At 70.8% G+C, this 22,086-nt stretch carries 23 protein-coding genes; 8 read left to right on the forward strand and 15 right to left on the reverse strand.

All coding sequences use genetic code 11. The annotated features are described in order from the left end of the window. Positions 1-122: 122 nt before the first annotated feature. Positions 123-380 carry a hypothetical protein gene (locus ACFPA8_RS24195; RefSeq protein ID WP_386451812.1) on the forward strand — a complete coding sequence of 86 codons (258 nt, stop codon included), beginning with the start codon at positions 123-125 and terminating at the stop codon, positions 378-380. Here the strand turns inward: ACFPA8_RS24195 and moaA are convergent. From moaA to ACFPA8_RS24210, 3 genes are all read right to left on the reverse strand, one after another. Beyond that, a complete protein-coding gene (moaA, locus tag ACFPA8_RS24200; protein WP_386451814.1) occupies positions 363-1,352 on the reverse strand; it encodes a GTP 3',8-cyclase MoaA in 990 nt (329 codons plus the stop codon). The two genes, ACFPA8_RS24195 and moaA, sit on opposite strands and share 18 nt — an antisense overlap. A 130-nt stretch (positions 1,353-1,482) precedes the next feature. After that, positions 1,483-3,126, reverse strand: coding sequence for a solute symporter family protein (locus ACFPA8_RS24205; protein ID WP_386451815.1), 1,644 nt, complete (start codon positions 3,124-3,126; stop codon positions 1,483-1,485). Then, positions 3,123-3,482: a DUF485 domain-containing protein gene (locus ACFPA8_RS24210; RefSeq protein ID WP_386451817.1), complete on the reverse strand. Its 360-nt coding sequence runs from the start codon at positions 3,480-3,482 to the stop codon at positions 3,123-3,125. Before ACFPA8_RS24210 ends, ACFPA8_RS24205 begins: the two co-directional genes overlap by 4 nt. Positions 3,483-3,724: 242 nt before the next feature. On the opposite strand from ACFPA8_RS24210, the gene ACFPA8_RS24215 reads away from it, so the two are divergent. After that, positions 3,725-5,263: a S8 family peptidase gene (locus ACFPA8_RS24215; protein WP_386451819.1), complete on the forward strand. Its 1,539-nt coding sequence runs from the start codon at positions 3,725-3,727 to the stop codon at positions 5,261-5,263. Positions 5,264-5,344: 81 nt separating this feature from the next. Here the strand turns inward: ACFPA8_RS24215 and ACFPA8_RS24220 are convergent, their stop codons facing one another. Then, the gene (locus tag ACFPA8_RS24220; RefSeq protein WP_386451821.1) at positions 5,345-6,259 is read right to left on the reverse strand and encodes a sterol desaturase family protein; all 915 of its coding nucleotides are present in this window, start codon (positions 6,257-6,259) and stop codon (positions 5,345-5,347) included. 278 nt (positions 6,260-6,537) lie between these two features. Between ACFPA8_RS24220 and ACFPA8_RS24225 the strand changes: the two genes are divergently transcribed. From ACFPA8_RS24225 to ACFPA8_RS24235, 3 genes are all read left to right on the forward strand, one after another. Next, a complete protein-coding gene (locus tag ACFPA8_RS24225; RefSeq protein WP_386452333.1) occupies positions 6,538-7,683 on the forward strand; it encodes a DEDDh family exonuclease in 1,146 nt (381 codons plus the stop codon). Between the two features lie 18 nt (positions 7,684-7,701). Beyond that, entirely contained in the window at positions 7,702-8,676 is a 975-nt protein-coding gene (locus ACFPA8_RS24230; protein WP_386451823.1) for an SURF1 family cytochrome oxidase biogenesis protein, read from the forward strand. Between the two features lie 61 nt (positions 8,677-8,737). After that, positions 8,738-9,499, forward strand: coding sequence for an SDR family oxidoreductase (locus ACFPA8_RS24235; protein ID WP_386451825.1), 762 nt, complete (start codon positions 8,738-8,740; stop codon positions 9,497-9,499). Positions 9,500-9,505: 6 nt separating this feature from the next. Here the strand turns inward: ACFPA8_RS24235 and amaP are convergent, their stop codons facing one another. From amaP to ACFPA8_RS24260, 5 genes are all read right to left on the reverse strand, one after another. Continuing rightward, positions 9,506-10,111, reverse strand: a complete 606-nt coding sequence (gene amaP / locus ACFPA8_RS24240) for an alkaline shock response membrane anchor protein AmaP (RefSeq protein ID WP_386451827.1) — start codon at positions 10,109-10,111, stop codon at positions 9,506-9,508. A 5-nt stretch (positions 10,112-10,116) separates the two neighbouring features. Then, complete coding sequence (locus ACFPA8_RS24245; RefSeq protein WP_386451829.1) at positions 10,117-10,800, reverse strand: DUF6286 domain-containing protein; 684 nt, start codon at positions 10,798-10,800, stop codon at positions 10,117-10,119. Next, a complete protein-coding gene (locus ACFPA8_RS24250) occupies positions 10,797-11,165 on the reverse strand; it encodes an Asp23/Gls24 family envelope stress response protein (RefSeq protein ID WP_386451831.1) in 369 nt (122 codons plus the stop codon). The genes ACFPA8_RS24245 and ACFPA8_RS24250 overlap by 4 nt, the downstream gene beginning before the upstream one ends. A 12-nt stretch (positions 11,166-11,177) precedes the next feature. Continuing rightward, positions 11,178-11,366 (reverse strand): hypothetical protein, encoded by a 189-nt coding sequence (locus tag ACFPA8_RS24255; RefSeq protein ID WP_045864332.1) that lies wholly within the window; start codon positions 11,364-11,366, stop codon positions 11,178-11,180. Between the two features lie 66 nt (positions 11,367-11,432). After that, the gene (locus ACFPA8_RS24260; RefSeq protein WP_386451833.1) at positions 11,433-11,930 is read right to left on the reverse strand and encodes an Asp23/Gls24 family envelope stress response protein; all 498 of its coding nucleotides are present in this window, start codon (positions 11,928-11,930) and stop codon (positions 11,433-11,435) included. Between the two features lie 185 nt (positions 11,931-12,115). Here ACFPA8_RS24260 and ACFPA8_RS24265 point away from each other — a divergent pair, with 185 nt between their 5' ends. Next, positions 12,116-12,991, forward strand: a complete 876-nt coding sequence (locus ACFPA8_RS24265) for a nucleopolyhedrovirus P10 family protein (protein ID WP_386451834.1) — start codon at positions 12,116-12,118, stop codon at positions 12,989-12,991. Between the two features lie 65 nt (positions 12,992-13,056). Here the strand turns inward: ACFPA8_RS24265 and ACFPA8_RS24270 are convergent, their stop codons facing one another. The 3 genes from ACFPA8_RS24270 to ACFPA8_RS24280 form a co-directional block, all read right to left on the reverse strand. After that, positions 13,057-13,836, reverse strand: a complete 780-nt coding sequence (locus ACFPA8_RS24270) for an enoyl-CoA hydratase/isomerase family protein (protein ID WP_386452335.1) — start codon at positions 13,834-13,836, stop codon at positions 13,057-13,059. 75 nt (positions 13,837-13,911) lie between these two features. Continuing rightward, the gene (locus ACFPA8_RS24275; RefSeq protein ID WP_045864328.1) at positions 13,912-14,133 is read right to left on the reverse strand and encodes a helix-turn-helix domain-containing protein; all 222 of its coding nucleotides are present in this window, start codon (positions 14,131-14,133) and stop codon (positions 13,912-13,914) included. A gap of 366 nt (positions 14,134-14,499) precedes the next feature. Continuing rightward, positions 14,500-16,098, reverse strand: coding sequence for an ABC-F family ATP-binding cassette domain-containing protein (locus ACFPA8_RS24280; RefSeq protein ID WP_386451836.1), 1,599 nt, complete (start codon positions 16,096-16,098; stop codon positions 14,500-14,502). A gap of 207 nt (positions 16,099-16,305) precedes the next feature. On the opposite strand from ACFPA8_RS24280, the gene ACFPA8_RS24285 reads away from it, so the two are divergent. Further along, positions 16,306-16,707: a VOC family protein gene (locus ACFPA8_RS24285; protein ID WP_386451837.1), complete on the forward strand. Its 402-nt coding sequence runs from the start codon at positions 16,306-16,308 to the stop codon at positions 16,705-16,707. A gap of 57 nt (positions 16,708-16,764) precedes the next feature. On the opposite strand, the gene ACFPA8_RS24290 is transcribed toward ACFPA8_RS24285, so the two are convergent. The 3 genes from ACFPA8_RS24290 to ACFPA8_RS24300 all read right to left on the reverse strand — a co-directional run bounded on the left by ACFPA8_RS24290 (position 16,765) and on the right by ACFPA8_RS24300 (position 20,524). Then, positions 16,765-18,273 carry a hypothetical protein gene (locus tag ACFPA8_RS24290; RefSeq protein ID WP_386451839.1) on the reverse strand — a complete coding sequence of 503 codons (1,509 nt, stop codon included), beginning with the start codon at positions 18,271-18,273 and terminating at the stop codon, positions 16,765-16,767. Positions 18,274-18,477: 204 nt separating this feature from the next. Then, positions 18,478-19,674 (reverse strand): alpha/beta hydrolase, encoded by a 1,197-nt coding sequence (locus ACFPA8_RS24295; protein WP_386451840.1) that lies wholly within the window; start codon positions 19,672-19,674, stop codon positions 18,478-18,480. 208 nt (positions 19,675-19,882) lie between these two features. Further along, positions 19,883-20,524 (reverse strand): class II aldolase/adducin family protein, encoded by a 642-nt coding sequence (locus ACFPA8_RS24300; RefSeq protein ID WP_386451842.1) that lies wholly within the window; start codon positions 20,522-20,524, stop codon positions 19,883-19,885. A gap of 242 nt (positions 20,525-20,766) precedes the next feature. On the opposite strand from ACFPA8_RS24300, the gene ACFPA8_RS24305 reads away from it, so the two are divergent. Further along, entirely contained in the window at positions 20,767-22,074 is a 1,308-nt protein-coding gene (locus tag ACFPA8_RS24305; protein ID WP_386451844.1) for an inorganic phosphate transporter, read from the forward strand. Positions 22,075-22,086 lie beyond the last annotated feature (12 nt).

The raw sequence follows: 22,086 nt of genomic DNA on the forward strand, positions 1-22,086 counted from the left end.
CCCATGCCATACTTCTTAGGCGCTCCGCATCCCCCGTCGGAGCGACAAGACCGACGCCGGGCGGCTCCCCCCGTGGCTGCCCGGCGTCGTTTGTTTGTCCGGGCGGGGTGTTGGATGGGGGTGTGTTTCCCTCCGACGAGAACTCCGAGAGCACCGAGAGCCCCATCTGTTCCGCCAAGGGCTGCCGCACACCGGCGGTATGGGTGCTGGCCTGGAACAATCCCAAGCTGCATACGCCCCAGCGCCGTAAGACGTGGCTGGCCTGCGAGGAACACCGGGAGCATCTGTCGTCCTTCCTGGACATGCGCGGGTTCCTCAAGGACGTCGTCCGTCTCACCGAGTGGCAGGACGGCGCCCGCGGCTCAGCCGCCGATGGCTGACATCGGACGGTCGGGCTGCACGAAGGACGGATCGTCGATGCCCGCGCCCGCCTTCTTGCCCCACATGGCGAGCCGCCAGCGCGCGGCGATCTCGTCGTCCGACGCCCCGTCGCGCAACGCGCCCCGCAGGTCGGACTCTTCGGTGGCGAACAGGCACGTACGCACCTGACCGTCGGCCGTCAGGCGCGTACGGTCGCAGGCGCGGCAGAAGGGCCGGGTCACCGAGGCGATGACGCCGACGCGGTGCGGGCCGCCGTCCACGACCCAGCGCTCGGCGGGGGCGGAACCGCGCTCGTCCTCACCCTCCGGGGTGAGGGTGAAACGGGTGCGCAGCGACTCCAGGATGTCCCCGGCTGTGATCATCCCGTCGCGCTGCCAGCCGTGTTGGGCGTCCAGGGGCATCTGCTCGATGAAGCGGAGTTCGTAGCCGTGGGCCACGGCCCAGGCGAGCAGGCCGGGTGCCTCGTCGTCGTTGAGCCCGGGCATCAGGACGGAGTTGACCTTGACGGGAGTGAGGCCCGCGTCCTGGGCCGCGGCCAGTCCGCGAAGGACGTCCGCGTGCCGCTTCCGCCGGGTCATCCGCTGGAAGACGTCCGGACTGAGCGTGTCCAGGGAGACGTTGACCCTGTCCAGACCGGCGTCCCGCAGAGCCGGAGCGGTCCGTTCCAGGCCGATGCCGTTCGTCGTCAGCGAGAGCTTCGGCCGCTTCGGGAGGGCGGCGCAGCGCTCGACGATGCCGACGAGCCCGGGCCGGAGCAGGGGTTCGCCCCCCGTGAAGCGCACCTCCTCGACGCCGAGTTCGTCGACGGCGATGCGCACCAGGCGCACGATCTCGTCATCGGTGAGCAACTCCGGCTTGGCCAGCCACTGCAGACCCTCCTCCGGCATGCAGTAGGTGCAGCGCAGATTGCAGCGGTCGGTCAGCGATACGCGCAAGTCGGTGGCGACTCGGCCGTATGTGTCGAGCAGCATGCGGCGGCCCTCCCACGGTTGTGCCAGTTCTCGCAGCGTACGGGACGCCACCGACATTCAACAGAGCGTTGAAGTCGGTGGCGTCCCTCCGCGGGGCGGCGGAGGTGCCGCCACTCGGATCCGGTGTCCGTCAGTGCGCGCCGAAGCCCGTCATGGAGCGGACCTCCAACTCGGCGTGCTTCTTGACGGCTTCCTCCTCCTTGGCGATGACGGAACCGATCCAGCCGAGCAGGAAGCCCAGCGGGATCGAGATCAGGCCGGGGTTCTCCAGCGGGAACCAGGCGATGTCCGCCTCGGGGAACATCGAGGTGGGCTTGCTGGTGACGACCGGCGAGAAGAGCACCAGCACCACCGAGGAGATGAGTCCTCCGTAGATCGACCACAGCGCGCCCTGGGTGGTGAACCGCTTCCAGAAGAGGCTGTAGAGGATCGTCGGCAGGTTGGCGGACGCCGCGACCGCGAAGGCGAGAGCGACGAGGCCGGCCACGTTCAGCCCGCCGGCGAAGATGCCGAGACCGATCGCTACGGCGCCGATGATCACCGAGGAGATGCGCGCGGCACCGACCTCCTCCTTGTCGGTCGCCTTCCCCTTGCGGATGACGTTGGCGTACAGGTCGTGCGCGAACGACGACGAGGAGGCGAGGGTGAGCCCCGCGACCACGGCCAGGATCGTCGCGAAGGCGACGGCCGAGATCATGGCGAGGAGGATCGCCCCTCCGGTCGAGTCGGCGCCGCCGCCGATCTCCTGGGCGAGCAGTGGCGCGGCGGTGTTCCCCGCCGCGTCGGAATCGGTGATCGTCTTGGGTGAGAGCAGTGCCGCCGCGCCGAAGCCCAGCGCGATCGTCATCAGGTAGAAGCCGCCGATGATCCCGATGGCCCAGTTCACCGACTTACGGGCGGCCATGGCCGTCGGGACGGTGTAGAAGCGGATCAGGATGTGCGGGAGTCCGGCGGTTCCGAGGACGAGCGCGAGGCCCAGCGAAATGAAGTTGATCTTCGAGGTGGTGTCCACCCCGTACTTCAGGCCCGGCTCCAGGAAGGAGCTTCCCTTGCCGCTGTTCGCGGCGGCGGCGTCGAGCAGGGTGGAGAGGTTGTAGTTGAACTTGTGGAAGACCAGCGCCGTGACGACGAGCGTCCCGCCGATGAGCAGTACAGCCTTGATCATCTGCACCCACGTGGTGCCCTTCATGCCGCCGATCGTCACGTAGAGGATCATGACGACGCCGACGAGCACGACGATGAGGTTCTTCCCCGCCTCACCGGAGATGCCCAGCAGCAGGGCGACGAGGGCACCCGCTCCGACCATCTGGGCCAGCAGGTAGAAGATCGAGACGATGATCGTCGAAATACCGGCGGCCGTACGGACCGGGCGCTGGCGCATCCGGAAGGCCAGCACGTCGCCCATGGTGTAGCGGCCGGAGTTCCGCAGCGGTTCGGCGACGAGTACCAGGGCCACCAGCCAGGCCACCAGGAACCCGATGGAGTAGAGGAAGCCGTCGTATCCGGACAGGGCGATCGCACCGGCGATACCGAGGAAGGACGCGGCGGACATGTAGTCGCCGGAGATGGCGAGTCCGTTCTGGAATCCGCTGAATTCGCGTCCGCCTGCGTAGAAGTCCGTGGCGTCCTTGGTCCTGCGGCCGGCCCAGACAGTGACGCCGAGCGTGAGCAGGACGAAGACCGTGAAGAGTGTGACGATCAGAGTGCGGTGCTGACTGGCACCCTCAGCCGCGAGCTGCAGCTGCCCCGAGGCCAGTGACTGAGTGAGGCTCATGCGTCACCCTCCAGTCGGTTCTTGATGGCCGCAGCCTTGGGGTCGAACTTGGAGGCGGCGAACCGGGAGTACCACACGGCGATCAGGAAGGTGGTGAGGAACTGTGCGAGGCCCAGGACGAAGGCCACATTGATGCTCCCGACCACCTTGGTGGCCATGAACGAGGCGGCGTAGTTCGAGAGCAGGACGTACAGCAGATACCAGGCGATGAAGCCGACGGTCAGCGGAAAGGCGAATGATCGGTAGGTGCTGCGCAGCTCGCCGAACTCGGCGCTCTCCTGCACCTGGGTGTAGTCCGTGCCGTCGGAAGGGCCGGACCTCTCGCTCTCGGGTGCTGAATCTGGTGCTGAGTCCACGGGAACTCCAGTCGATGTGGTTGCGCTGTGAGGAAAATATGCAGGTAGGGGTGTACGTACTAGCTGTCCGGTGCCGCGCATCGTAGATCTTCACAAGGGCCGTGCAACAGGGGTCGGTCGTTGAATCACGAAAGAGGGATCACGGGCAAACCCGGGCCATCTTCAGGAAAGCGTTGCTGAGCTGGTCCGATCAGCGCTAAGTTCCCAGCTCTGTGGTCAATTTCAAAGAACATGGAGACCCCATGGATTCACAACCTTCCAGACGGTGGCGCAAGTTCGCGATGCCGCTGGGACTGGTTCTGACCGCCTCACTCGGCCTGGCGGGCGCCGCCGTGGCCAACGGTCAGGATGAACCCGCCTCCTCGAAGAAGGACGGCGAGACGCTGAGCTACGTCGTCAACACCGAGGCGGACGCCGGCACGATCAAGCGCGTGACGAAGGAGATAAAGAAGGCCGACGGCAAGGTCGTCACCGCGTACAAGCAGATAGGCGTCATCGTCGCCCACTCTGCGAACGCCGACTTCGGTGACAAGATGCGCGCGGTCAAGGGCGTCGACACGGCGGGCGCGACCCGTACCGCCCCCCTCAAGGCCGCAGGCACGACGGACGTGGGCAAGCCCGAGTTCGTGAAGGTGCCCAAGTCCGCGACCGGCGCGCAGGCCGTGGCGAAGGCGAAGGCCGAGGGCAAGGAGCCGCTGGAGTCCCTGCAGTGGGACAAGCGGGTCATCCGTGCCGACAAGGCCAGCAAGATCAGCGAGGGCAGCAAGGACGTCACTGTCGGTGTCATCGACACCGGTGTGGACGACACGCACCCGGACCTGCAGCCCAACTTCGCCGCCGGCCAGTCGGCCAGCTGCGTGGGCGGCAAGGCCGACACCTCGAAGGGCGCATGGCGTCCGTTCGACCCGGCGAACGACTACCACGGCACGCACGTCGCGGGCATCGTCGCCGCTCCGCGCAACGGAGTCGGCGTCGCCGGCGCCGCGCCGGGCGTGAAGGTCGCGTCGCTGAAGGTCTCCGAGGAGGAGACCTCGCTCTTCTACAGCGAGGCCGTCGTCTGTGCGATGGTCTTCGCCGCCGACAACGGCGTCGAGATCACCAACAACAGCTATTACACCGACCCCTGGCTCTTCAACTGCGCCGACCACGAGGACCAGGCGGCCATCGCCGACGCGGTGAACCGGGCCACCAAGTACGCCACGGACAAGGGCGTCACCCACGTCTCCTCCGCGGGCAACTCCTCGCACGACCTGGCCGCGAGCGAGATCGTGGACGACACGAGCCCCAACGACACGAAGCCGGTCGAGCGCACTGTCGACCCGGCCGAGTGCCCGGACCTGCCCAGCATGCTGCCCGGCGTGACCTCGGTGTCCTCGACCGGCGCGGAGGACGGCAAGTCCTACTTCTCCAACTACGGCCTCGACGAGGTCGACGTCTCCGCCCCCGGCGGTGACCGCCGTTACCAGACGCCGGAGGACCCGGCCAAGGACGGCGGCGTCCTGTCCACGATGCCCGAGGGCGACTACGCCTACCTGCAGGGCACTTCGATGGCCGGACCCCAGGTCGCGGGTGTCGCCGCGCTCATCAAGAGCAAGCACCCCGAGTCCACCCCGAAGGAGATCGCCTGGCGTCTGAAGGCCCAGGCGAAGAGCGTCACCTGCCCCGAGGAGTACGACCCCGACGGCAAGGGCACGTACAAGGCCGACTGCACGGGCCTCAAGGGCAACAACAGCTTCTACGGCCACGGCATCGTCGATGCGCTCGCGGCCGTCAAGAAGTGACGCCGACGCGGGACTCTCTCGCGGAAGCACAACCGCAGTGACGCCGTACGGCGTCGAGGCGCTCGCCGACCGGCCGGAAGGTCAGGACGTGACGCGCTGAGCCGGCGGATCGGCCGGTGAGGGGCCGGGTTGCTCAGGCAGCCCGGCCCCTTCCGTCGAGCCCTCCTCGGGGCGCCAGCCAGGCCCGCGGAAGACCCTTCCGGCGCGCTCACGCCAATTGCGCGCCGACCGCAGATCGCGTCCGATCGCGGCGTATTCGTGGGTGGCCACCCGCAGCGGGTTGTACGTCGAGATGTTCTTGGTGAGCCCGAAGACGCACGGCTCGGTCTCCGGCGTGAACGACCCGAAGAGCCGGTCCCAGACGATCAGGATGCCGCCGAAGTTCCGGTCCAGGTAGCTGCCTTGAGAGGCGTGGTGGACACGGTGGTGCGAGGGCGTGTTGAACACGAACTCGACGGGACGCGGGAGCTTGCCGATCCGTTCCGTGTGGATCCAGAACTGGTAGACGAGGTTCACCGAGGAGCAGAAGGCGAGCGCCGCCGGGTGCACGCCGAGCGCGATCAGCGGCACGTAGAAGGGCCAGACCGTCCAGCTGGTCCAGGGCTGGCGCAGCGCCGTGCTGAGGTTGAACTTCTTGCTGGAGTGGTGGACCACGTGGCAGGCCCACAGGATGCGGATGACGTGGTGGCCCCGGTGCGACCAGTAGTAGAAGAAGTCCTGTGCCAGCAGCATCAGCAGCACGGTCCACCACAGCACGGGGACGCGCAGCGGGGTCAGTTCGTAGACCGCCGCGTATACGGCCACGATCGGGATCTTCCACAAGGCGTCGAAGACGAGGCTGCCCAGCCCCATCCCGATGCTCGTCGCGGCGTCCTTGGTCTCGTATCCGGCGGCGTCCTCGTCCGGATGGAGGCGGTAGCTCACGATCTCGATCACCGTGAGCAGGATGAAGGCGGGTATCGACCACAGAACGACATCGGGCAACTGAGACGGCATGTCAGCAAGGTAAAGGCGGACGCGGCCACCCGCCAGGGGTTGTTACCGACTAGTACAAAATGAGTGGCCGTCATTTCCTCCGGCGGCCGGCTCCGAGGACCTGATCCGGGGACCCGTTCCGGGGGCGTCGCGGACGCTGCCGGGGCGGCTCCGCGCCTTCCTCCGCCCCTCGTCCCGGACGCCCAATCGGACGCGTGCGGTGGGACATTGACGACTCTTCGGCACGTCTGCGCCCGCGGCACCGGAGCTGTCAGTGCCGCACCGTATTCTCTGTGACCATGCTCGAAGACCAGACGGCACGGCCCGACGAGCCCGCGGACGAGACCGACCAGCCTCCCCGCATCCCGGTTCAGTCACCCGCCGTTCAGGCCCCGGCTCCCCTGCCGCTTCCCCTGGAATTTCCCGTTCCGCAGGAGCACCGGCCGCCTCCCCCGACGGCCCCGGAGGAGGACGCGGGCTGGCCCGAGAGCTACCCGCAGGGCTATGCGGTGGTCGACGTGGAGACCACGGGCCTGGCCCGCCACGACCGCATCGTCTCCGCCGCGGTCTACCGTCTGGACGCCAGGGGCGAGGTGGAGGACCACTGGTACTCCACCGTCAATCCGCAGCGTGATCCCGGTCCCACGTGGATCCACGGCCTCACCGCCGAAGTCCTCGCCGACGCACCGCTGTTCACGGAGATCGCGGATGCCTTCGCCGACAGGCTGGCCGACCGGGTCCTCGTCGCGCACAACGCGGTCTTCGACTGGTCGATGATCGCGCGTGAGTACGCCCGGGCGGAGCGGACCCCTCCCGTGCGGCAGCGGCTGTGCACCATCGCGCTGGCCAAGCAGCTCTCGCTCCCGCTCCCCAACCACAAACTGGAATCGCTCGCCGCGCACTACGGCGTCGCCCAGCGGCAGGCACACCACGCTCTGGACGATGCCCGCGTGCTCGCCGAGGCGTTCCGCCCCAGCCTCCAGCTCGCCGCCCGGCACCGGGTGCGGCTGCCGCTGCTGAGCTGCCAGCCGCTCTCGGAGTGGTCGGAGGGCGGTTTCTCCGGCGGCGGTGGCCGCAGGGATCCGGGCGGGGGCGGCTACCGGTCGTACGGACGCAGCTGGCGCCCCGCACGGAAGCGGCCGGCCTGCCCCTACCCGAATCCGGGAAGGTACGAGCCGGGCGGCAGGCTGGTGCAGGGCATGCGGGTGGCCATTTCGGGCGACACCTCTGTGGACCGCGAGCTGCTGGAGGACCGTGCCACCGAGGCGGGCCTCCACATCGCCTCGCAGGTCTCGCGGCTGACCAGTCTGCTGGTCACCAACGATCCCGACTCCCTCACCTCCAAGATCGTCAAGGCGCAGGCCCACGGGACCCCCGTGGTCGACGAGGCGGCCTTCGGGCAGCTCCTGCTGGACGTGGCCCCCGCTCCGGGCTCCGGAAGCTGAGGGGTAACGTCGTCAGACGTGTACCGCTTCCTGTTGTCCCGGCAGTGGGTGATCCTCACCCTTCTCGGTGTCGCGCTCGTGCCCGTGATGGTCGAGCTGGGCTTCTGGCAGTTGCACAGGCACGAGGCGCGCGTCGCGCACAACGAGCTGATCAGCTCCAGCCTCCGGGCACGGGCGGTACCGTTCGCGCAGCTCAGCCGGGGTGAGCGCGGGCCGGCGGAGGACGACCAGTTCCGTACGGCCACCGCGACCGGACGATACGACACCGGGCACGAGGTCGTCGTACGGCAGCGCACGGGCGCCGACGAGCACTCGATCGGCTACTTCGTCCTGACGCCGCTGGTCCAGCGCGACGGCAAGGCCGTACTCGTCAACCGCGGCTGGATCGAGGCGGACGGCGACCTGACCCGTTTCCCCGACGTCCCCGCCGCACCGCGCGGTGAGGTCACCGTCACGGGCAGGGCCATGCTGGACGAGACCAGCGAGGCCAGCGGCATCAAGGACAAGCAGGGGCTGCCGCCGCGGCAGGTCATGCTGATCGACAGCCGTCAGCAGGCCGAGGCCATGGACAGTCCGGTGCTGGGCGGTTACCTCCAACTGACGGCCACCTCGCCCGATCCCCCGGGCGACCAGCCCGAAGAGGTCGCCGAGCCGGACCACAGCAGCATCGGCCCGCACATGGCCTACGCCGTCCAGTGGTGGCTCTTCGCGGCGGCCGTGCCCGTCGGCTGGGTGGTGCTCGTACGCCGCGAGCACCGTGACCGGCTCGCGGCAGAGCTCGCGGAGTGCGAAGGCACGGGCGCGGGCGAAGGGTCCGCGAAGGGCGGCGGGGACTCCGCTCCTGCGGACTCCCCCGCCGGGATCGAGGACGCCGGGATCGAGAACGGCGCGGGCGAGGACGGCGCGGGCGAAGTCGGAGAGTCCGGACAGGTGGGCGAGCCCGGCAAGGCCTCCCCCACCACCAGCGCCGCCGGTCCGCCCTCCGCAGGCTGACCGCCCTGCAGCCTCCCCCCCTGCGTGCACGCGCCGCGGGCGGTGGCGCACACTGTGAGCCATGGATCTTGGGCTGAAGGACCGCGTATACGTCATCACCGGCGCCACTCGTGGCCTCGGCTTCGCCGCCGCCGAGCAACTCGTCGCCGACGGAGCCCGGGTGGTCGTCACGGGCCGTACGGACGAGGCCGCCACGGAGGCCGCCGCTCAGCTCGGTGCAGGCTCGGCCGTCGGAATCGGGGCGGACAACGCCGCACCGGAGACCGCGGAGCGTCTCATCGAGACGGCCAGGTCGCGCTTCGGACGTTTCGACGGCGTACTGATCAGCGTGGGCGGCCCGCCCGCCGGCGTACCGGCCGGCGAACTGACCGACGAGCAGTGGCAGTCCGCGTTCGAAACCGTCTTCCTGGGCGCGGTGCGGCTGGCCCGCACGGCCTCCGCGGAGCTCGGCGAGGGCGGCGTCATCGCCTTCGTGCTCTCCGGTTCGGTGCACGAGCCGATCCCGGGCCTCACCCTCTCGAACGGTCTGCGTCCGGGACTCGCCGGATTCGCCAAGAGCCTCGCCACCGAGGCGGGACCGCGCGGCATCCGGGTCCTCGGACTGCTGCCCGGCCGTATCGCGACGGAGCGCCTGCAGTACCTCGACTCGCTCTCGGGCGACGGCGAAGCGGCCCGCCGGCGCAACGAGGCGACGATTCCGCTGCGCCGCTACGGGACTCCGGAGGAGTTCGGACGTACCGCCGCGTTCGCTCTCTCACCGGCCGCCTCCTATCTGACCGGAGTCATGCTGCCCGTCGACGGCGGGGCCCGGCACGGTTTCTGAGGGGCGTCAGAGCGCCCGCTCCGGGCGGTGCTTCACCGTACGCAACTGCACCTCGGCGGGGATCTGTTCCAGCGCCGCCGAGCTGCGGGCGTGTTCGAGCGCTTCCTCCGTGAGGCGGCCCAGCACCGGGCCCGGGGCGGCGTGCGGCTCCAGCCGGAGACCCATGACCGCCTGCGGCGCGGTGCGCCGCCCGGTGAGCCGGACCGCTGCCCGGTCCACCCCCGGCAGGCCGGCCGCCTCCGCTTCGAGTACCTTCTCCAGCGCGCTGCCCCGGAGCAACGCGCCCTCGCCGTCGCCGGTTTCGACCAGGACCTCCCGAAGTCTGCGCCGCCGCAGCTGCGACAGCAGCCACCACAGCAGCAGGATCACCAGCAGCGAGAGCGCTGCGATGACGGCCGGCCACCACCAGCTCTCGGAACGCCAGCGGGTGCGCTCCGCGTCCGTGAGCAGTACGTCGTCGGTAGCCGTCCACGGCCAGTCGGCGGGAAGCGCGAAGTTCAGGTGCCGGGGCAGGTCGAAGCCGGCGACGAGCACCGCGAGCCCGAGCGCGAGCAGCAGCAGTCCGGCCAGACCGAGCAGCACCCGGTTCACGGAACGCAGGATTCCGCCCACACCGCTCACCCTCTCTTCGGGCGTCGTACTTGTACGGACAGGCCCGGCTGCCGTGCGAGACCGAGCTGCCGGATGCCTTCTTCGAGGGCGGAGTCGAGATCGCCCCGGACTTCGTGCAGGTCCCTGAAGTGCGCGCGGGCCCGCGCCCGTACCTTTCGCCGTCCCACCGAGACGTCGACCGACTGGACTCCCGTCACCTGCATGGCACGGTCCCTCAGCACCAGGCCCGCCGCCGAGCGCTCCAGTCCGGCCCGTACGTGCGGGTGCTCGCGGCGCATCGGAAGCAGCCCGCGGTGGCCGGGCGTCACGGCCAGGGTGATCAGCCACACGCCCAGCAGCGTGACGACGCAGGCGGCGGCGAGAACCTTGGCGTCGTTCACGGCGGTGCCGGCCAGCTCTTCCGCGAGGGTGCGCCGCCAGCCCATCGCGGACTCTCCGGCCCGCACGGCGACGACGTCGTAGAGCAGCACCCCCGCTGCTGCCAGCGTCAGCAGTGCGACGATCCCGGCAGGCACGCGCCGCAGCGACCAGAAGCGGCCGGCGCGGCCCTGCGCCTCCCGGGGGCCGCCCGGATCGTACGCGGCAGCCGATGCCGCCTGTTCCAGGCCGTTGCCGCCGCCTCCCCCCGAATGCGCGGGTGGGGGCGTCTTCTCGAGCGTCGGCATCTGCTGGGTGCGCTCGTCGCTCACCGGACCCTCCCGGGTCTCTCGCTGTCCAGCTGCTCGGAGTGCAGCCGCTCCACGCCCACGGCGACCTCCGGCACGTCCATGCCGACCAATTCCTTTACACGTGAAGCGACTTGCCGGCGCACCGCAGCACACTGCGCGCCGATGTCGGAAGGGTAGCCCAGCTCGACGACGACCCGGACCCGTGCGGTCCGGTCCCTGAGCGACGCCGATGCCCGGGGCGCACGGAGAGGTCCGCGGGGCACCTTGAAGGCGGCGGGTACGGTGCGCAGTGCTTCCCTGGCGGCCTGCGCCGCGACCTTGGCCACGACCCGCTCGACGATCGTGGTCGCTCCCCGTTCGGGTACGGCCACTTCGGTTGCGGTCACTCTCTCACCCCCTCACCGACGCCGGCTCTCGTCGCGGATACGGAAGATGTCCTCCGCCTGCAGGTCACCGTCCAGGAAGCGGCCCGCCACGAAGCCGAAGCCGCCCAGCGCCGCCACCAGCAGGAAGGCACCGAAGCCGCCGAAGTAGCCGGCGAAGCCCAGCGCCATCCCTGCGATCAAGCCGATCACGGCCATACTCATCGTGAGCTCCTTCGCTCAGTGGACGTCGTGTGTCGCCCCCTCGTCCGCCGGACTGCCACTGCCGCGCTACTGCACGCGTGTACGGCCCGACTCCTCGTCCTCGTCCTCCTCCTCGGGCAGCTTCACGTCGCTGACCGCGATGTTCACCTCGACGACCTCGAGGCCGGTCATCCGCTCGACGGCGTTGATGACGTTCTCCCGTACGGAAGCGGCGACATCGGCGATCGCGACGCCGTACTCGACGACGATCTCCAGGTCCAGCGCGCTCTGCACGTCGCCGACCTCCGCGCTCACCCCGCGCGACGCGGACTTGCTGCCTCCGGGGACGCGGTCGCGCATCGCACCGAACGTGCGGGCCATGCCGCTGCCCATCGCGTGCACACCGTCGACGTCGCGCGCCGCCATGCCGGCGATCTTCTCGACGACGCCGTCGGCGATGGTGGTGCGTCCGCGGCTGCCCCGGTCGCCCATGGGCCGACGGGTCTCGGACCTTCCGTCGTGGGGCGCCGTGCTCGAGCCGCGTCCCGGAGTTTCGAAGCGGTTGCCGGGCTTGGTGTCCGTCATCGTCCTCACCCTTCAGCTAGGGAGCGTCCGACGGCATCTGAAATGCCGCTCTTATGCCACATTAGGTGGGTTCGCAGCAACTCGCCCTGCGTACGCCGAGCCTTCGGCCCACGACGGGTGGCGGGGCGAGCGGCACCGGCGAGCACCCTTCAGGCACCGACGCAGACAACGACAGGGAGTGACGCATGGTCGCCGATCAGCTGGCACAGGGCGTACGGCATCAGCTCGGACTCGGGAATCTCCTGCCCCTGGGGGACGCCGGAGACGGAGCATGGCTCGCGGAGTCCGCCGCGGTCGCCGCCCTGCGCGCGGCGGCATCGCAAGCGGTGCCGGAGGTACGGCTGGACGGGCTACGTCTCACGCAAGCAGCTCCGGACGAGGCCGTGGCGCCCGCCGTCCCGGCGCCTCCGACGGCCCTGCCACCCGGCGCGCTGCGACTGGAAGCGGACTTCGCCGCCCCCGCGGACGCCCCGCTGACGACGGTCGCGGACCGCCTTCGCGCCGCTCTGCTCACTGCGGCCGACCGGCGGCTGGGACTCGACGTCGCGTGGGCCGACCTGCGGGTGACGGATCTGCTGGACGGACCGGCCGGAGCCGCTCCCGGCGACAGCGACCGGGACGCGGCTCCCCACGGGACGGCGGCCGCCACCGGGCCCCAGCCGCACGGGGCCCACGAAGCCCGTGAAGCCCACGAGGCCGAAGAGCACCCGCCCGCCCCCGCGGACCATCCCCGGGCGACGGCGACGGCGGAGACCGTCATCGCCGTGCCCGGGGTGACGCGGCTCGCGCCGGTGCTCGGACCGCTGCTGGGCGGGCGTACGGCGGACGCGGTGAGCGTCACGGACGTCGAGGAGGAGTCCGGAGTCCGCAGCCGGCATCTGCGGATCCAGATCGGGGTGGACAGGAACGCCCGCGCCCTGGACGTAGCACGGGCCGTCCGGCAGGCGGCGGCGAAGGCCGCCGCCTGGGACGCTCCGGAGCCGGCGCCGTCCGTGACCGTCGCCGTGGTGGTCACCGCGATCGACCCGGCCATCGGCTCCGGCGGCGAACGGACCGCGTGAAGCCGCCGGCTCCGGGTTCCGAGCCCTGAGCGGCGGACGGCAACCGGATCCCGGCGCCCGGCCGATCAGTCGCCGATGCCGGCGAGGTCGCGCAACCTCCGCGTCTGGGCGGCACGTTCGGCGGCCAGCTGCTCCTCGTACGTCCGGGTGACCGCCCCCGCGAGGAGGGCCTTCGTCTCGACGACGGCGTTGCGCGGCGCGGCGAGCAGGGCGGCGGCAAGATCGGAGACGGCCCCGTCGAGATCCTGGGCGGGAACCACCAGATTGGCCAGCCCGGTCCGTTCGGCCTCGGCGGCGTGGACGAATCGCCCGGTGACGCAGACCTCCAGCGCGCGTGCGTAGCCGAGGATCTGCACGAGAGGGTGGGTGCCCGTGAGGTCGGGCACGAGGCCGAGACTCGTCTCGCGCATCGCGAACTGCACGTCGTCGGCGCACACGCGCACGTCGGTGGCGAGAGCCAGCTGGAATCCCGCTCCGACGGCATGCCCCTGCACGGCGGCGATGCTGACCAGGTCGGGACGCCGCCACCAGGTGAACGCTTCCTGGAACGCGGCGATCGTCTCGTCGACCTCCTGGTCGGAGGCGCGCGCGAGATCGGCGAAGTTCAGCTCGCCGTCGATGCCCTCGGGAGCGAACGCCTGCCTGTCGAGGCCCGCGGAGAAGGACCGGCCCTCGGCGCGCAGCACCACCACCCGGGCATCGCCGGGCACCATGCGGCCCGCTTCGGTCAACGCCCGCCACAGGGCGGGCGACTGGACGTTGCGCTTGGCCGGATTGGTGAGCGTGACCGTGGCCACGGCGCCGTCCACGGCGAGACGCACGCCGTCCTTGTCCAGCAGGGTCATCGACATCCTCCGGTGGTTACTCAGCAGTCATGTGACTGAAGAGTAACCACCGGAACGGGATGCCTGGAAGTCCCGTCAGGCCGAGGCGGACTTCTTGCCTCGCGTGGCCCCGCCGCGACCCCGCAGGGTTACACCGGATTCACTGAGCATCCGGTGCACGAATCCGTAGGAACGACCTGTCTCTTCGGCCAGCGCCCGGATGCTCGCGCCGCCGTCGTACTTCTTCTTGAGGTCTGCCGCGAGCTTTTCGCGCGCGGTGCCGGTCACCCGGCTGCCCTTCTTCAGAGTCTCGGCCACCCGTGCCTCCTCATGGGAAGTGCGCTTCGTGACTCTCATGATCACCCCTCCCCCTGCTTCTGGCCACCCATTCGGCAAGGTCCATCGGGGCGCCGTGACCGGAGGGCTACTGTCCGTTTACAGCGAAGTGCAGGATTCCAGTGGCTTGATCCTTTGCCCTGCGACCTGGTTCGCAGCGAACTTCCAGGTCAGGGAGGTTCGCGCCCAGCAACACAGCAAACGGCGCAGGGCATGCCACAGCCGTCCGGGCCGGCCGCGCGGGCACGCCGCGATACGAGCCGCTCTCACTCAGATGAAGGATCAACCGTCGGCCGAATGATCCAGAAGAGGTTGATCAAGAAGCGCGGCTCCGGCAGCCGCGGCGGATCACGCCAGCGCGACGAGGTCGGCGTAGTCCTCGCTCCACAGGTCCTCGACACCGTCCGGGAGCATGATGATCCGCTCCGGCTCCAGCGCCTGGACCGCACCCTCGTCGTGGGTGACGAGGACGACGGCTCCGGTGAAGGTGTGCAGGGCGCCCAGGATCTCCTCACGGCTGGCCGGATCGAGGTTGTTGGTCGGCTCGTCCAGCAGGAGGACGTTGGCGGAGGAGACCACCAGGGTCGCCAGAGCCAGACGGGTCTTCTCGCCGCCCGAGAGCACGGCCGCGGGCTTGTCCACGTCGTCGCCCGAGAAGAGGAAGGAGCCCAGCGTCTTGCGGATGTCGACCAGGTCCATGTCGGGCGCGGCCGAGCGCATGTTCTCCAGCACGGTGCGCTGCGGGTCGAGCGTCTCGTGCTCCTGGGCGTAGTAGCCCAGTTTGAGGCCGTGGCCCGGGACGACCTTGCCCGTGTCGGGCTCCTCGATGCCCGACAGCAACCGCAGGAGGGTCGTCTTCCCCGCACCGTTGAGTCCCAGGATCACGACACGGGACCCCTTGTCGACGGCAAGGTCGACCCCCGTGAAGATCTCCAGCGAGCCGTAGGACTTGGAGAGGTCCTCCGCCATCAGCGGTGTCCTGCCGCAGGGCGCGGGGTCGGGGAAGCGCAGTTTGGCGACCTTGTCGGAGACGCGTTCCGCCTCGAGACCGGAGAGCAGCTTCTCCGCACGCCGTGCCATGTTCTTGGCCGCCACCGCCTTCGTGGCCTTGGCGCGCATCTTGTCGGCCTGCGAGTTGAGCGCCGCCGCCTTCTTCTCGGCGTTGGCGCGCTCCCGCTTGCGGCGCTTCTCGTCGTCCTCGCGCTGGATGACGTACTGCTTCCAGCCCATGTTGTAGACGTCGATCGCCGCACGGTTGGCGTCCAGGTAGAAGACCTTGTTGACGACGGTCTCGATGAGGGCCAGGTCGTGGGAGATCACGATCAGGCCGCCGCGGTAGGTCTTGAGGAAGTCGCGCAGCCACACGACCGAGTCGGCGTCGAGGTGGTTGGTGGGCTCGTCGAGGAGCAGGGTGTCGGCGTCGGAGAAGAGGATGCGCGCCAGTTCGATCCGGCGTCGCTGACCGCCGGAGAGGGTGTGCAGCGGCTGGGTCATCACCCGGTCGGGAAGGCCCAGGCTGGCCGCGATCGTGGCGGCCTCCGCCTCCGCGGCGTAACCGCCCTTGGTGAGGAACTCGGTCTCCAGGCGCTCGTACTTCTTCAGCGCCCGCTCGCGGGTGGCGCCCTGGCCGTGTGCGATGCGCTCCTCGTTCTCGCGCATCTTGCGGATGACGGCGTCCAGGCCGCGGGCGGAGAGGATGCGGTCCCTGGCGCTGACGTCGAGGTCCCCCGTGCGCGGATCCTGCGGCAGGTAACCCACCTCACCGCTGCGGGTGATGCTTCCCCCGGCGGGGTTCGCCTCACCGGCGAGGCACTTGGTGAGGGTGGTCTTCCCGGCTCCGTTGCGGCCGACGAGGCCGATGCGGTCGCCCTTGGCGACGCGGAAGGCGGCGGATTCGATCAGAATGCGGGCGCCGGCGCGCAGCTCCAGGCCGGTGGCGGTGATCACGGACTACTCCAGGCATGGGTGACGGGCGTACGTACGGACACGGAGGCGGACGTACGGCGCTAATGCGTGCGGGAAGTAGCCATGCCCATCAGTCTAACGGCGCCGCGCAACGGGTTTGTCTCCGGCGATTGTCAGTCCCCGCTGGAAGACTGCGGAGCACGCGAGGACGGCCCGTCCGGCGGGCCCCGTCGAGGAGAGGCGACTGCCATGAGTGACGCACCGACCCTGTACCCGACGCTGGTCTACAGCGACGCGAAGGCGGCCATCGCACAGCTGGAGAAGGCGTTCGGGTTCAAGCGTTCCGCGCTGTACGAAGGGGAGGACGGCACGGTGCTGCACGCCGAACTCACCTACGGCAACGGCGCGGTCATGCTGGGCACGAAGAAGACGGAGGGCGTCTTCGCCGAGGCGATGAGCCAGGCGGGCCCCACCGGGGTGTACGTGGTGGTCGAGGACGTCGACGCGCACTGCGCCCGGGCCCGTGAGGCCGGTGCGGAGATCCTCATGGAGCCGACCGACCAGGACTACGGCTCGCGTGACTACATGGCCAGGGACCTGGAGGGCAACGTCTGGAGCTTCGGCACCTACGTGCCCTCGCCGGGCGCGTAGGGCTTCGGCGGAGGCCCGGGGGCGCCGAGGCGCGCCGGGGAGCCCGGGGGCACCGCCTCACAGACCCCCGGTGTGGACCTGGAAGGCCGCACGGCGCACTGCCTTGGCGAGGGCCGGGTCTGGGTGTGCGGCGGCGAGCGCGACCAGCACCTGCACGGTGCGGGGGTGACCGATGGCGCGTACCTCCTCCAGCAGCTTGGGGACGGTGCCCTGCACGGCCGTCTCCAAGTGGTCCACGAGCAGGCGCTCCTCACCGTGGTCGGTGACGGCTGCCGCGGTGTCCACCCACAGCCAGGTCGCCTCCTCCCGGGTGAGGACGCCGGGGGCGCCGCCTGCCAGGTCCTCGGGGTCGGCACCCTCGTGCTCGGCGAGCCAGAGCAGCGCGTACGGACGCAGCGTCGGCTCTGCGGCCGCGACCCTCACGTCTGGCTCCGCCGGGGCGCCGACGACGCGCAGCGCTTCGAAGGCGAGCCCCCGGATGAGGGCGTCCTCCCCGCGGGCGGCGCCCAGCAGTTCGGTGATGGCGGTGCCCGTGGAGCGGGCGGCCAGCCAGGCGCGGTACTCGTCGCGCGCGGGGCCGGGGCTGAGACGCGCGCATCCGCGCAGCATGTCCTGTGCGGGCTGCTCGATGTTGCCGGCGGGGCTCTGGGCGGCGACACAGATCTGTTCGAGCTTGGTCCACACCGCCCAGTTGCCGAGCGGGGTGAGGACGGCGGAGCCCTGACGTACGCCCGTCCCGCCCGGCTCCGTACGCCCTCCGGGGTCCGCGGTCCGTGGCACTGCGGGCGCTTCGACGTCGGAGCAGCGGGTGAGGGCTCCGACGGCTGCGAAACCGTCGAGAGCCCAGTCGAGCAGGCCCGGGAGCGAGACCTCTGCGGCGGCGACCGCCGCCGGGCCGTCCGGCGCCCCCTCGGGGCCCTCCGGCGCGGTGCCGGTCCCCTCGGACTCTCCGTCGGCTGCCGCCTCGTGGGTCGCGTCGCGCTCGGCCCGCAGTTCCGTGACGCGCTGGGCGAGCAGATCGTGCAGATCGGGGAAGGTGAGCGGCCCGGCCGTGAGATGCATGACGGACAGCAACTGGGGCGCGGCCTCGACCACTTCGGCGACCAGACCCGGATCGGCGGGCGTCGGTGCGGGGTAGGCCAGGGACCACGCGTCGAAGAGGGCGACCCAGCCGCGCAGTACGGCGCTGTCGTCCCGTTCCCAGGCACGCAGGCGCCAGCCGGGGCGGGCCGTTCCGTCGTGGAGCTCGATGAGGCCGGCGAGGCGTGCGCGGTCCCACTGGGTACGGACGTGCGAGGCGGGCATCCGCAGCGCGGTGGCGGCTCGTTCGGTGTCCGGCCCGCTGCCGGGGTGCGCCTCGTGCCGCTCCGCCCACCGGGCGAGCAGCACGGCGTCGGCCAGCGCGGCTCTCGCCTGACGTGCGAGCGCCTCACGGGGCGGCAGGCCCTCGGGCGGCGGCGGCGCGGGGCGCGCACGCCGGGCGGTCACCGTGCGCCTGGCAGCGGCGATCGGCCGCGTGGGGACGAGGCGGAGCGGGTTGTCTCGCGGGTTACGGGACGGCGTCACAGGAGCAGTCTTCATGGTCTGTGGCGCAAATCCCAAACGGGGTCCCGGAATTCCGCACTCCGATTGTCGTACCTGAGCCCGACTACCCTGTTCTGACCGGGAGTTGAGGCCCTTCCGAGGCGACTGGAAACTCTGCCGGTCCGCCTGCTGACCGGCCCCCGCCGCCGAGGTCGGGCGGCCCGCGCTCCCCGGCGCGGACCCGGCTCACAGCAGCGGCGTCAGGAAGCGGCGCAGCCTCTCCTCGTACTCGGCGGGATCCGCGTTCCACATCGCGGCGTGCGGGGCGTGCGGAACCGGGTACAGGCTGACGAGTTCCTCACGGGCGGCGGCGAATGCCGTGGAGGCCTCCCAGGGGGCGATCACGTCGTTCGGGCCGTGGACGATCAGGGTCGGCACCGCCAGGCGGGCCGGGTCGGTGACCGGAGCGAGCCGTTCTGGTTCGGCCACGCGGGCTCGTCCTTGAGCGGCCCGCACGGCCAGCGGCAGCAGCGGGCGCGGTACGTGCCGCGCAGCGGCGAGCGCGCGCAGGGTGGCCCACCAGTCCAGCACCGGCGAGTCGAGTACGAGGCCGCTGATCCTCCCCACGGCACTGCCCTCCCCCGGCTGGACGCCGGGCCTCCGCCGCAGCTCGTCCGCGGCCCGCAGTGCCATGGAGGCCCCGCTGGACCAGCCGTGCAGAACGACCTGTGCGGCCCCCTGCCGGACGGCGTGGCGCACAGCTGCCGCGACGTCGTGCCACTCGGTGTCGCCGAGATGACGCACACCGCCGGGCGGAGCGGGGGCACCGGGATCGCCGCGGTAGGAGAGCCCCAGCACGGGGAGCCCCTGAGCGGCGTAGAAGGGGAGGAGGGGCAGCGGCTGTTCCGGGCCCGCTCCGAGGCCGTGCAGCGCCACGACCCAGATGTCACGCCGGCCCGGCACGAACCAGGCGGGCAGCGGCCCGAGTTCGCCGGGGACTTCGGTCTCCGTGCGGTCCACGCCGAGCGCGTCGCCGGGCCCTCCCGTACACACCTGCGGCGTGAGCCACACCTTGGTACGGGGAGTCAGTTCGCCGTACGTGATCCGCTCCAGGCGGCGTACGACGGTGTCGGCGGCGGCCCTGGCCTGGTGCTCGCCGCCCAGCACGGGGCCGACGACGGCATGGCAGCCGCGTCCGACGAGACCGTACGTGCCGGGGAGCCGGGCGGTCAGCGAGCGGGTGAGCGCGATGTGTCCGGCGCCCACCTCGTGCACTGTGAGGGAGGGGCCGCCGAAACCGGCGGGCAGGTGTCCACGCCCGGCCGCCGGCGCCGAGCGGGCCGGCCGCAGAGCGGCGTCGGCGGCGTACCGGCCCGCGGCCACGGCGGCCACGCCGGCACCGAGTGCGGAGGTTGCGGCCACTGCCGCCGTACGCAGACGCATCCAGCCAGTGTCGGGTCACGGATACGGGTGCGGCCAGTGGGCGGCGTCGCCCGGGTGACCGCCGGGGCGGGCGGCCGGTGCGGACACGGCGGCGGGCTCCGGGTCGCCGCGAGGCGTCCGGGCGGCAGGAGGGACGGGACGGGCAGGGCGGGACGGGCATGGCGGGGCGGCGCAGGGCAGGGCGGGCAGGGGGTGCCCCCTGCGGCGCTCACCCGGGCGGCTTCTGGCCGTATCCGCTCAACTTGTCGGCCACGCGCCGGAGTTCGTCCTGCGGGATCAGCGTCGGAGTGCGTCCCGGGACGGAGGACGCCGTCAGCCACAGACGGCACATCCATTCGAGCTGCGCGGTCCTGTCGTACGCCTGGTCGAGATCGTCCCCGTAGGCGATGGTGCCGTGGTTCCGCAGCAGGCAGGCGCTGCGTGCGTCGAGGGCCTCGATCATGTGGGCCGCCAGCTCGTCGCTGCCGTAGGTGGCGTAGGGGGCGACGCGGACGGGGCCGCCGAGGGCCGCCGTCATGTAGTGCACGGCGGGGAGTTCGGTGACGAGCGTGGACACCGCCGTGGCGTGCACCGCGTGGGTGTGCACCACGGCGCGGGCGCCGGTGTGCCTGTACACGGCGAGGTGCATGGGGAGTTCGCTGGTGGGCTCCAGGCAGCCCGCGGTGCGCCGCCCTTCGAGGTCCACGGCGCACAGGTCGTCGGGGCCGAGCCTGTCGTAGGGAACGCCGCTCGGCGTGACGAGCACGTTCTCACCGACGCGTACGGAGACGTTCCCCGAGGTGCCCACGACGAGCCCCTCCGCAGCGGTACGGCGGGCGACGGCCACCAACTCATTCCAGGCGCTGAGCACTTGAGAACCTCCGGACGGTCCGGACCCCGTCGGAGTCGGAGGCGACTGCGGGACGGACCCGGGAATCGGGACGGAAGGGGCGGGGCGTGCGGGAAAGGAGAGGGAGACGGAACCGGCTGTGACACCGCTCACAACAGACGGCGGGGAGCGACACCCTGCTGCCCGCCGCAGTTCATCTTCCGTTCACCCACCGTCCCTACGTTCAACGAGTCATTAACCTTCGACTGATTGTGCCTGGGTGAATGGAACACATCACGCTTCTCATCGGGATCGTGATCGTCACGGCCTTGGTGTTCGACTTTACGAACGGCTTCCACGACACGGCCAACGCCATGGCCACCACCATCTCCACCGGGGCACTGAAGCCCAAGACCGCGGTGGCGATGTCGGCGGTCCTCAATCTGATCGGCGCGTTCCTGTCCGTCGAGGTCGCCAAGACCATCTCTTCGGGAATCATCGACGAAGGCTCCGGGATCCAGCCTGAAGTGATCTTCGCCGGCCTGGTCGGCGCGATCATCTGGAATCTCCTGACATGGCTCGCGGGGCTTCCCTCCAGTTCCTCCCACGCGTTGATGGGCGGTCTCCTCGGCGCCACGGTCGCATCCGTCGGCTTCGGCGCCGTCAACGGCGGAACCGTGGTGATGAAGGTCCTCATCCCCGCTCTCGCCGCCCCGCTCGTCGCCGGACTCGCCGCTCTCTTCGCGACGCGTCTGACCTACCGGGCCGCACGCAAGGCCGACGAGCAGCAGACCGCCAAGGGCTACCGGGCCGGGCAGATCACCTCGGCCGCTCTCGTCTCCCTCGCGCACGGCACCAACGACGCGCAGAAGACCATGGGTGTCATCACCCTGGCGCTGATCACCGGAGGCGCGCTGGCCCCCCAGGCCGACCCGCCGACCTGGGTGATCGTCTCTGCGGGTCTGGCCATCGCCCTCGGCACGTACCTGGGCGGATGGCGGATCATCCGCACCATGGGCCGCGGGCTGACCGAGATCAAGCCTCCCCAGGGTTTCGCGGCGCAGACCAGCGCGGCCGTGACGATCCTGGCCTCCTCCCACATCGGCTTCTCCCTCTCCACCACGCACGTCTGCTCCGGCGCCATCATGGGCTCGGGGGTCGGCCGCAAGGGCGGCGTCGTGCGCTGGTCGACGGCGGCCCGCATGGTCATGGGCTGGGGTCTGACGCTGCCGGCAGCCGGGCTCGTCGCCGCTCTCGCCGCCCTTCTGGCCGGGCAGGGCACCTGGGGCGTCACCACGGTCGCGGTGCTCGCGCTGGTCATCAGCGGCGGCATCTGGCTGCTCTCGCGGCGCCAGCCCGTCGACCACACCAACGTCAACGACACGACGGTCCCGGGCGAGACGGCCGGGCAGGAGCCCGCAGGCGTGGTCACGGCCGCACTGCAGGCCGTCGCACCGCCGCCCCCGGCGAAGGCCGGAGCGGACGGCGCGCTGCCGGGTGCGGGTACTCCGCCGTCGCAGGGCACCCGGACGACCGAGCCGGCGGCCGAACCCGAGACGGAACGTCCCCGGGCAGGCTCCACGCTCGGCTAGTCAGGGCCTGGG

The sequence above is a fragment of the Streptomyces ovatisporus genome, assembly GCF_042653885.1.
GTDB classification, from domain to species: Bacteria; Actinomycetota; Actinomycetes; order Streptomycetales; family Streptomycetaceae; genus Streptomyces; species Streptomyces ovatisporus.